Source organism: Streptomyces sp. NPDC090445 (assembly GCF_044769385.1).
Lineage (GTDB): Bacteria > Actinomycetota > Actinomycetes > Streptomycetales > Streptomycetaceae > Streptomyces.
In genome coordinates this window covers 1-1,742 of sequence record NZ_JBIVXV010000077.1, presented here as the reverse complement: position 1 = coordinate 1,742, position 1,742 = coordinate 1, and the positions used below count along the sequence as shown (strand labels likewise).

Below are 1,742 nucleotides of genomic sequence, written 5' to 3'. Positions count from 1 at the left end.
CAATGCCACGAAGTTAAGGGCTCGTTGGCGGTGTCAAGGCATCGGGGAGCGTGATCTTGTAGGTGTTCGGTGCCGTGCGGGTGAGCCGGCCGTTGCGGGCCCAGTAGCAGAGTTGCGCGGTGAGGCTGCTGAGGGGGCGCCCCGCGGTGGCGAGGCCGAGGTGCTGTGCGATGTCGCGGGTGTGCATGGCCTGGTTGGAGCGCGCGGCCAGGATCTGGCAGACCTGGCCCCAGCGGCCGGAAGGGGCTCGGCTCGGATCCTGTGCGCTAGGGAGGGTCGGTGGGTGCACGGTGATATCGATGGCGGTGACCGGCGTGCTGTCGCGAGGGCGTCCGTCGCGGTTCCAGCTGTGGTAGCGGGAGATCCCGCCCTTGACGATGCGGGTGGACAGCCGCATCCGGCGCCGGGGAAGCAGTGCCTTCAGGATGCGGGCGCCGATGAATCCGACCAGGTCAGGGAGGTTGCCCGGCCTTGAGGCTGCGGTCGTTCCGGCGAGGCTGACGACCGTGTCGCGTGCGGCTTCCAGAGCGATGGTGAAGCCGGCCCGGTCGGGATCGCAGCCGGGCGTTGTCTCCACGGCGGTCACCATTATCGAGCGCAGGGCCTGGTAGAGGGTGAGCAGTCCCCACATCTCCTGGGTGAGACCAACCGGGTCCTTCGATCGCAGCACCCGGCCCTTGAGCAGGGTGTGACGTAGTGCCAGGTAGGTGGTCTCGATCTCCCAGCGTTCGTGGTAGAGACGCATCAGCTGGTCGGCTGGATCGGTGTGGTGGTCGCTGAGCGTGGTCAGCAGTCGGTAGGTCCCGCCGAAGTCGCCGCCGTCGGCGGTGCGGGTGCGGACGTCGGCCTCGATCACCCGCAGTGGGAGGCCGCCGATGCGGGTGAGGTAGGAGCCGTCGGGCAGCAGTGCCAGCACCGGCGGGCGTCGGACGCTGGTGGCTCGAATCAGGAACTGTGCCCCCTGAGCTGCGATGTCTGCGAGCAGTTCGTTGCTGTCGAAGGCGCGGTCCGCCAGGAGGAGCATGTCCGAGGTCAGGTGGCCGACCAGGTCGTGGGCGTAGTCGGTCTCGCCCTTGGTGGCGGGGCCGAAGACGGCGGCGATCAGGCCGCGGGTGCCTGTTTCGCACAGGGTCATGAGCATGAGCCGGGGGTAGCCGGTCGGGCCGTGGCGGCGTTCGGTGCGGCCGAGCCAGGACTGGTTGCGCCCGTGGTCGGGGACGTTCAGGCTCCCGCATCCGTCGAAGGCGACAGTTCGCCAGCGGCGGTAGCGCACTCCGGGCGTGGACGGCTGGGCGAGCGGGCCAGCCAGCACGTCGAACAGCCGCTTGAGCGGGGCCACGCCGACTCGGCGACGCAGATCGCGAAGTGCCTTCTCCGACGGCTGCGGCACCATTGCGGCCAGTCCGGCCACGAGCTTGCCCCACACCAGTCCGGTGCCCAGATGCTCGAACAGCCCGAGCGCGAGCACGAAGTACACCCCGACGCGCGAAGGGAGGCTCCGCAGTCGTCGCTCGCGAGCCCCGGTCTCATCCAGCACCGCATCCACCAACTCGGGTGGGATGACCTGCGTTAACTCACCGATATGACCGGGCGCGAACACGTCGGTTCCGCCTGTGACAGACTGGGCCACTGGGTCTCTGCTTTCTCAGGAAGATCTTGGTCGAACCCCTGGATAGCAGAGGCCCCTCCTGCATCTCGCCCACCCTTGACACCGCCGCCGAACTCTTAACTTCGTGGCATTG

General features: G+C 68.4%; 1 protein-coding gene. It reads right to left on the bottom strand.

The genetic code is table 11. The features are described from left to right. Window positions 1-13: 13 nt before the first annotated feature. Window positions 14-1,630 (bottom strand): IS4 family transposase, encoded by a 1,617-nt coding sequence (locus ACIQUT_RS40270; RefSeq protein WP_403570702.1) that lies wholly within the window; start codon window positions 1,628-1,630, stop codon window positions 14-16. Between the last annotated feature and the right edge of the window lie 112 nt (window positions 1,631-1,742).